An 8,394-nucleotide genomic window follows, 5' to 3' on the forward strand; every position below is an offset into this window, starting at 1 on the left:
AGTGCCATAACCGCCTTCTGTGTACGTCTAACATACTGTTTACAAAGCTATTTTGTCAGCAGCATGTCAAACATGGGTTAGCATGCCTGGCGGGCCTGCGTGCGGGGAATCGCCACCTGCTCCTGCGATGGGCATTGCGGCCAATATCCTCGACGCGGTAGGCTCGCGGCGCCTTTGAGCGCGCTGCTCCGGAGGATGGCAGAGGTTACCCGCGACAAGTCATGACTGGAAGGTTACTGCCGCTCGACGCCGTTCAGCATCGCACCCACGGCTGGCGGCGCCACACCGATTTGCGTTTTGCAGCCGGGGACGCCTGGGCGCCGCTGCTGCTAGCCGAGCTACCAGCGGCACTGCCGACATTTCCACTGGCTTTTGTGCAGCGGCCTGGCGGTGGCTGGCAGCTGGCGGTGGTGCAAGGGCTGCATGCCGGCGACAACCTGTGCCTAGACGCAGCGGGGCGCTGGGTCCTTGGCTACTTGCCTAGCTACTATCGGGGGCATCCCTTTGTGCTTTGCGAGGTCGCGATCGGCGAAGGCAGGCGCAAGGTGTTGTGCTTCGACCTCGACAGCGGTTTGTACCGGGAGGCGCCCCGGCCGGAGGCCGGCGAGGAGCGTTTTTTTGACGACGACGGCAAGCTCCAGCCTCTGCTGGAGCGGGCGGTCGCTTTTCTGCAGCAGACGGACGACAACCGCCAGCTGACACACAGCGCCGTGGATGCCTTGGCCGAGGCCGAGCTGCTTCAGCCGTGGGAGCTGGCAGTGCCGAATCCTGACGCGGATCGCCCGCTGCTGTCGGGCCTGATGCGCATCGACGAAGCGCGGTTGAATACGCTCGATGCTGCCGCCCTCGCGCACTTGCGCTCGCGTAACGGGCTGTCGATCGCTTACGCGCAAGTCTTCTCATTGCCCCGCCTGGGCTTGCTGCGGCGAATTTATGAGCGTCGTGCGGCTCGGTCACAGCTTGGCGCAGGCCTTGACGGCCTACTGGCCGAGGACCCCGCCGACAGCCTCAATTTCGATTTTGATGCCGATTCAGAGACTTGATCCCCTGCGGCAGTCATTATTCTTCAACAGCACTGCCGCGACCGGCGTCGCGGTCCCACCTATCCGCCCGCGACACCGTCATCGTGCAGCGCTTTCTGCGCATCATTACCTGCGGCAGACCGCTGAGATGCCGACCCCGGGCGCGCTGGCTGTGGACTCGGCGGCCGCGCCTGCGCAATCCAATGTCATTAAGTTAGCGTTTCTCAATCTCTAAGCCTCTGAATAAAATGATAAAAAGACTTTCCATTTTCTACGCAGCCGGAGCAGCCCAACGGTCGTGAACCCCAAGACCACCGCATTCACCGCCAGCGAAGTCGAGCACATGGCGGCGATTTTCTTCTATTTATAAGGCCATAAGTGATACTTTGTCTTCGCCTGCCTTCGCGACGCGCCACCGCATCGGCGCGCGGGCGTTCACCCGCGAGCGCAAGCTACCGTTGCCGCAGTTGGTGAAGTTTCTGCTGAACTTGCGCAAAGGCGCCAATCAGGACGAACTGGATCGCTTCTTTGAGGTGGTCTGCGATCAGCCGCTGGCAGAGAGCGTGTCGAAGTCGGCACTGACGCAAGCGCGCGCCAAGCTGCGCCACGAGGCCTTTGCGGAGCTCAGCCACGTGCTGGTGGAGGCGGCCATGCGCGGGCTGCCCATGCGCCGCTGGCACGGCTTTCGACTGCTGGCGGTGGACGGATCGAGCTTTCTGCTGCCCAAGGTGCCGGCGATTGCGGCGGCGTTCGGCCAGGCCGGGGAGGTGACGCCGCAGGCGCGTTTCTCGCGTCTGTACGATGTGCTCAATCGCTTGGTGGTGGCGGCAGATATCGAGCCGCAGAGCGTCGGCGAGCGGGTGCTGGCGGGGGAGTATCTGCCGAGCACGCGGCCCGATGATCTGCTGCTCTATGATCGCGGCTACCCGGCGTTCTGGCTGTTTGCCGCCCACGCGGCGGAGCAGCGCCACTTCTGTGCCCGCGTGCCGCGCGCCTTCTGCGCCGAAGTGCAGGCGTTCGCCGCCGGTACGGCACGCAGCAGCGTTATTTCGCTCGCGCCCGGCGATGAGGCGCGCCGCCAATGCCGAGTCTTCGGCTTGCCGACCGCAGCGTTGCGCCTGCGACTGATCCGCGTGCGCCTCAAGGGCGGGGAGGAGGAGATCCTGATCACCTCGCTACTCGACGAGGAAGCGTTCCCGACCAGCGTTTTCAAGCATTTGTACCATCTGCGCTGGGGCATCGAGGAAGGGTATAAAAAGGAGAAATGCTGGGCCGAGGTGGAGAATTTCTCCGGGCGCACGGTGCACGCGCTCAAGCAGGATGTCCTCGCCAAGGTGCTCGCGCTCAACCTCACGGCGATCCTGGCGTGGGTGCCGCAGTGGATGACCAAGCGTCTGTATCAGGAGCGCCGCCGCGACTACCAGGTCAACTTCGCCAACGCACTGTCGAAGATGAAGGACAATGTCGTGCGCTTGCTCAGCCTGGAGACGCCGCCGGACCTGCTCGAACGCATCGTCTGCGCCATGGCGCTGGAGGTGGAGGCGATCCGCCCGGATCGGTCGTTCCCGCGCGACATCAAGTCCACGAAGCCGAAACGATTCCACCCCAACTACAAGCGCTGCCGGTAGAGCTTAACTTAATGGCATTGCTGCGCAATCTGCCCGTCGGCCAGCATCGCGGGACACCGAAGGCTGCGCCGGGCGCGACCGGCACCCAAGGACAGCACGGGCACGCAGTCAAGGCCCCGCCGAACATCTCCCCAATTCTCATCCCACGGCTCAGCCCCCTGCACCAAGCAGCGCTTCCGCACAGACCCTGTACGGCGACAGCGGGCGGTACAGCCATCCGGCCGCAATGAAAGTCCTCGTCCTCGCCAACGTCACACCCTTTATGTATGGTGGGGCTGACTATCACATCGAGGGATTGACTGCGGCGCTTCATTTGCAAGGTCATGAGACCCTGTGCTTGCGCCTCCCCTTCAACTATCACCGACACGGCGACATCGCCTCGCTCATGGAATTCTGCGATGGGTTGGATCTCAGCCAGCCCAACGGCGTCCGGATTGATACCCTCATCAGTCTGCAATTTCCGACCTATGGCGTCCTGCATGACGATCACTGTGTGTGGATCATGCACCAACACCGTGGCGCCTACGACCTTTACCAGTCAGCCGACGCAAGCCCCGAAGACACCGCGCTGCGGATGCGTATTCAGGACTTCGACAATCGCGCCCTGGAGCGTGTGCAGCGACGCTTTGCCAACTCTGCGCGCGTCGCCGAGCGACTATCGCAATACAATGGCATCGCTGCGGAGCCGCTTTACCACCCGCCACCAGCGCCCGAGCGATTCTATACTGCCAGGCCCCAGGGCTATCTGTTTTTTCCCTCGCGGCTTGAAACGCTAAAGCGCCAGGACTTACTCATCGAGGCTGCCCGTTACCTGCGCACACCTGTGGTTTTTCTGCTTGCCGGGGACGGCGGTCAACGCCCCCGATGCGAGCAGCTCATCGCCAAACTGGGTGTCGGCGACCGCGTTCGTCTGCTGGGACGAGTGAATGAGGCGGAGAAACGCACCTTCTATGCAAACAGCCTTGGCGTTTTTTATGGCCCCCGCGACGAAGACTATGGCTACGTCACCTTGGAGGCGATGCTCTCCGCCAAGCCGGTTATTACGTGTACAGATTCTGGAGGTCCACTTGAATTTGTGCGCCACAATGAGACCGGCTTAGTCGTACCGCCCGACGCACAGGCGATTGCAGCCGCTGCGGACCACCTGTATCGCGACCAAGCTTGCGCGCGCCACCTCGGACTTGCAGGGCGTCGGCGCTACGACACACTGGGCATCAGCTGGGAGCGCGTCGTGCACAGATTACTCGGCCGAGCGCAGCCGACCTGAGGGCATGGCCCTTGGCCTAACACCAGCACGATGCGCACAGACGCATTCATCGATCAGTAAGCCCGGCGACCAAAGGTAGTCTGCGTGCTTTGCATCCGCCTGTTGCGCCCCACTGCTCATTGCAGACAGTAGACCCTCAAGGACCAAACCCGTGAAGATCGCAATCGTTGCGCCCAGCTGCGTGCCTTTTTTGGTGGGGGGCGCCGAGAAGCTGTGGTGGGGACTGTTGGCCGCCATCAATCAGCACACGGAGCACCATGCCGAGTTGATCAAGCTACCGAGCCGGGAGCAGGATTTCTGGGAGCTACTCGATAGCTATCGTGCTTTTAGCAAGCTCGATCTCAGTCATTTCGACCTTATAATCAGCACAAAATATCCGGCGTGGATGGTCGCACATCCCAACCATGTTTGCTATCTCCAGCACAAGCTACGCGGGCTGTATGATACATACCACTTCAGCGGCCTGCCGACGGCCCTGCCGACGCTGCCAGGAGCGCTGCGGCCGCTTGGCTCGCTGTTGCAGAAAAGCCGCGGCGAGAGGTCGGAGCTAGACGCGCTGTTCACCGAATTAGAGCGATTACGCGGCGACGCCTCACTCGCGGAATGGTTCCAGCTGCCGAGCCCCTTGGTGCGCCGTGTCGTCCATTGTCTGGACAGTATTGGGATGGCGCCGAGCGCCATTCGTCGATATTTGGCAATATCATCGACCGTTGCCGAGCGTGCAGACTACTTCCCAACGGGCGTCGACGTGGATGTCCTACATCACCCCTCGGACCTGCCGCGCGCCGAATGCACCGGGGATGCGCATATCTTCACGGCGAGCCGCCTTGCTCCTCCGAAGCGGTTGGATCTGATCATCGATGCCTTCCGCCAAGTCGAGACGGAGCGGCGGTTGCGTATCGCCGGTACCGGACCGGCCGCAGGAGCATTACTCGCCCGAGCGGAGGGCGATCCGCGTATCGAATTTCTCGGTCATATCAGTGACGCCGAGATCATTCGGGAATACGGGCAAGCAATGTTCGTACCGTTCGTACCCTACGACGAGGACTATGGGCTGATCACGCTGGAAGCGATGCGCGCAGCGAAGCCTGTGCTCACCACCACCGATGCCGGCGGCGTTAACGAGCTGGTGGAGCACCAGCGCACCGGACTGAGTGTTGCGGCAGAGCCGGCGGCGCTTGCGGCGGCAATGCGCCAACTGCTCGCTGACCCCGCGGCCGCGCGCGCCATGGGCGAAGCTGCGCGCCGGCGGGTTGCCCCGATCGACTGGCCGCAGACCGTCGCTACCTTGCTGCAGACGCCGGAGTCGCAGAACGGGTTGCGTAGGCGGCTCAAGGTCGTCGTCGCCGTGGATTTCCCAATCCACCCTCCTCGAGGGGGCGGCCAAGCCCGGGTGTACCACCTATACAAGGCCCTGGGACACCACGCCGACGTTACCCTTGTCACGCTATGCGACGATGCGACCGTTGCCGGTCGCTATGATTTAGCGCCCGGGCTGGTGGAGCTGCGAATCGCGAAGAGTCAGGCGCATTTAGAGGCTGCGCGGCGACTTAACACGGAGCTGGGAGTCTCTGCGAATGACATCGCGACGCTATTATACCAAAGCCGCACGACGGCATATGTAGAGACCCTTGCGGCAGTCACGGCCGATTGTGATTTGCTCATCGCATCGCACCCGTATCTGTACCCGAGCATTGCAGCGCTAAAGCCGCCGCGACTATGGTACGAAGCGCACAACGTCGAATGCGACATGAAGCGCTCAGTGCTCGGCGACAGCCCGCTGACAGCGCCGTATCTCGCGCAGGTAGCAGAGATCGAGCGGCTCCTTTGCGAGAAGGCGCAGCACATTATGGTGTGTGCCACAAGCGATGCGACTCGTTTCGTCGAGCTTTATCAGATCGATGCGAGCAAGTGCCTGGAAGTCCCTAACGGCGTGGATACCCGCTCGGCTTGCTTAACCGACCGTGCACAATCCCGGGGAGTCCGCCAGCGACTCGGCCTGGACGAACGGCGAACCGCGGTCTTTGTGGGCAGCTGGCACCAGCCGAATATCGAGGCGGCCGCAGCGCTGAAGTCTGTCGCGGAGCAGCACACGAGTGTGCATTTTCTAGTGGTGGGAAGTGTTTGCAGCCACCCTGTGCTGAAGAATCGTCCAGCCAATCTGCATGCTTTGGGCATGCTCGGCGACAAGGAGCTGGACCTGCTGCTGCGAGCCGTGGACGTCGCGCTCAACCCGGTAATGAGCGGTTCCGGTACCAACCTGAAGATGCTGCACTACGCGGCAGCAGGAGTGCCGATTTTGACCACCCCGTTCGGCAACCGAGGACTGGCCTTCGCAGACGGCAAACACATCTGGTGCGCGGAGCTGTCCGGCTTCCCCGCCGCCCTGTCGGCGATCCTGACCGCTCCGGAAGATTGCGCTCGTCGGGCATTGGCCGCTCGGCGGTTAACAGAAGCCCGATACGACTGGCGCGCCATTGCCCAACGGCTCTTTGATGCTGTTGGCGCCGCGCCCTCTGCTCAGCTGGTGAGTGCGAGCGAGGGGTGTGCCGCCTAAGACGCCTGGCCGAGGAATCGCACAGCTGCGCCTGGCACTTCACAGCCCGCGCCCGTTTTGGGTTACCATGCTTGCTTGTCGTAGGCTTCGTTCAACTCTACGTAGACGGCATAATGGCTGAAGAAGAAACCAAGAGTGTCACCATCGACGGGCAGACCTACCAACTGAGCGATTTGTCGGAGAGCGTCCGCGCGAAAATACTGAACATTCGTTTCGTCGACGGCGAGCTGGGGCGCGCTCGCAATAATGTAGTGGTGCTCCAGGCAGCCCGCGCCGAATTTGCTCGGCAGCTCCAGGAAGAGCTTCACGGCTCAGCAGCGGGCGACTCCGACGACACCGCAGCATCCTCTTGTCGTGGGGTGTGACCTGCAGCACCGCCGCTGGCCATAACGTCGGTCGCTATGGTCGTCGCTCAAGGTAGGGCGGACATGCAAAGCGCAGCTTCCCAAATGCCCGGCGGCATCGGGTAGCCTGCTCTTTAGCGCGTCCATTCCGACCGCAGACCTCATAAGCAGCGCCGCGACGCCCGCGTTGGCGATACCAATGGTGCGGGCGGCCGCGGGGCAACCGCTGCGAAATTCACTAGGCGCAGACCGTCTGCGCGACGCTCAACGATGTCGCGATTGCAGCTTGCCGATGTCTCGCTCGTCTTAGGCGCTGCGCCTTTGGTAGGCCAGCGCAGCGGTGTCGGCCGCTACACTGGCCAGATCCTTGATGCCCTGGTGCAACGCCGAGCCGTCAAAGAGCTGCGTTTGGTTTGCAACGGGCGCTGGGTGCCGCTCGATACAACGCTAGCATCTCCGGAGGTACAGGAGCGCGCTGGCCAGCCACCCACGACGATGGTGGACGGCGCCAGAACCACTGTTCCTACGGCGCTGCGCCGAGTTCTGCACAGCCTTCCTGGGTATGTGCCACTCCGCCATTGGACTATTAGCGTATCGCCGCTATCTCAGGCTCGAAGAGTTCGGCGCTATATGGCTAATCCGCCCGCCAATACGCTCTATCATGAGCCCAATTTTGTATTACGGAAGTTTGCAGGTCCGGCTGTGACGACCGTGCACGACCTAGGGTGGATACGGTATCCGACGTTCATCGATGAGGCAACGCTTGATGTTCTGCGGCGTGGTATGCCAGACACTTTGGCCCGCGCCGAACGCATCATCACCGTGTCTCGCTTCATCGCCGATGAGCTGGTCGATGTTTTCGGCGTCGATCCGGCGCGCGTCTCAGTCACACCCCTGGGGGTGTCGGAGCGGTTCTACCCACGCGGCGCTGCCTCGACCGAGCCAATACTTCGCACGTATGGGCTCCGCCACGGCCGCTATCTACTTTCGGTAGCCACGCTCGATCCGCGCAAGAACCTGCGCGGACTGATAGCCGCTTTCGACCGCTTACCACGCGCGCTCCAGGACCGCTTTCCGTTGGTCCTGGCAGGCCCAAAAGGCTGGGATAATACCTGGCATCCGGCAGCACAACATCTGGAGCCTACCCAGCGATTGCGGCGCTTGGGTTTTGTACCCGACGAGCATCTTCCCGTGCTCTACGCCGGCGCGACCTCACTGCTCATGCCCTCCTTCTACGAGGGGTTTGGTCTGCCCGTGCTCGAAGCAATGGCCAGTGGGACTCCAGTCGTGGCCTCCAATCGCGCCTCTCTGCCGGAGGTCACCGGAGATGCGGCGCTTTTGCTGGACCCCGAGGACGGGTGCAGCCTCAGCATGATGTAGTTTCGAGGAGTATGCTGTAACCTCCTGAGGCAGCGTGAGAGGGTGAGGTCATGGCAGAGGTCATCAGCAGATCGGGCAAAGAGGTCACGGTGGCGGTGACAGTGCGCCTTGCGGGCAGCTTGTGGGAGATGGAGGAGGCGATCCGGGAGGCGACCAACGCGCTCGGGTGCTGCGCGACGCAGGAGGCGCTGAAGCG

At 62.3% G+C, this 8,394-nt stretch carries 6 protein-coding genes; all 6 read left to right on the forward strand.

Translation table 11 applies throughout. The annotated features are described in order from the left end of the window. Positions 1–221: 221 nt before the first annotated feature. The 6 genes from QZ588_RS17170 (at position 222) to QZ588_RS17195 (ending at position 8,198) form a co-directional block, all read left to right on the forward strand. Positions 222–1,043 (forward strand): SapC family protein, encoded by an 822-nt coding sequence (locus tag QZ588_RS17170; protein ID WP_295544230.1) that lies wholly within the window; start codon positions 222–224, stop codon positions 1,041–1,043. A 365-nt stretch (positions 1,044–1,408) separates the two neighbouring features. Further along, positions 1,409–2,650: an IS4 family transposase gene (locus tag QZ588_RS17175; RefSeq protein ID WP_295544232.1), complete on the forward strand. Its 1,242-nt coding sequence runs from the start codon at positions 1,409–1,411 to the stop codon at positions 2,648–2,650. A gap of 226 nt (positions 2,651–2,876) precedes the next feature. After that, the gene (locus tag QZ588_RS17180; RefSeq protein WP_295544235.1) at positions 2,877–3,917 is read left to right on the forward strand and encodes a glycosyltransferase family 4 protein; all 1,041 of its coding nucleotides are present in this window, start codon (positions 2,877–2,879) and stop codon (positions 3,915–3,917) included. A 151-nt stretch (positions 3,918–4,068) separates the two neighbouring features. Beyond that, positions 4,069–6,474: a glycosyltransferase gene (locus tag QZ588_RS17185; RefSeq protein ID WP_295544237.1), complete on the forward strand. Its 2,406-nt coding sequence runs from the start codon at positions 4,069–4,071 to the stop codon at positions 6,472–6,474. 113 nt (positions 6,475–6,587) lie between these two features. Further along, a complete protein-coding gene (locus QZ588_RS17190) occupies positions 6,588–6,839 on the forward strand; it encodes a DUF6447 family protein (protein WP_295544239.1) in 252 nt (83 codons plus the stop codon). Positions 6,840–7,313: 474 nt separating this feature from the next. Further along, on the forward strand, positions 7,314–8,198 hold the full coding sequence (locus QZ588_RS17195) for a glycosyltransferase family 1 protein (RefSeq protein ID WP_366929603.1): 885 nt from the start codon (positions 7,314–7,316) through the stop codon (positions 8,196–8,198). Positions 8,199–8,394 lie beyond the last annotated feature (196 nt).

Origin of the sequence: uncultured Thiohalocapsa sp., from assembly GCF_913062725.1 — a bacterium.
Lineage (GTDB): Bacteria > Pseudomonadota > Gammaproteobacteria > Chromatiales > Chromatiaceae > Thiohalocapsa.

Bases quoted from the DNA above. Each gene is read 5' to 3' on its own strand.
- QZ588_RS17170 (WP_295544230.1), top strand. From the start codon at position 222: ATGACTGGAAGGTTACTGCCGCTCGACGCCGTTCAGCATCGCACCCAC.
- QZ588_RS17195 (WP_366929603.1), top strand. From the start codon at position 7,314: ATGGTGGACGGCGCCAGAACCACTGTTCCTACGGCGCTGCGCCGAGTT.
- QZ588_RS17180 (WP_295544235.1), top strand. From the start codon at position 2,877: ATGAAAGTCCTCGTCCTCGCCAACGTCACACCCTTTATGTATGGTGGG.
- QZ588_RS17190 (WP_295544239.1), top strand. From the start codon at position 6,588: ATGGCTGAAGAAGAAACCAAGAGTGTCACCATCGACGGGCAGACCTAC.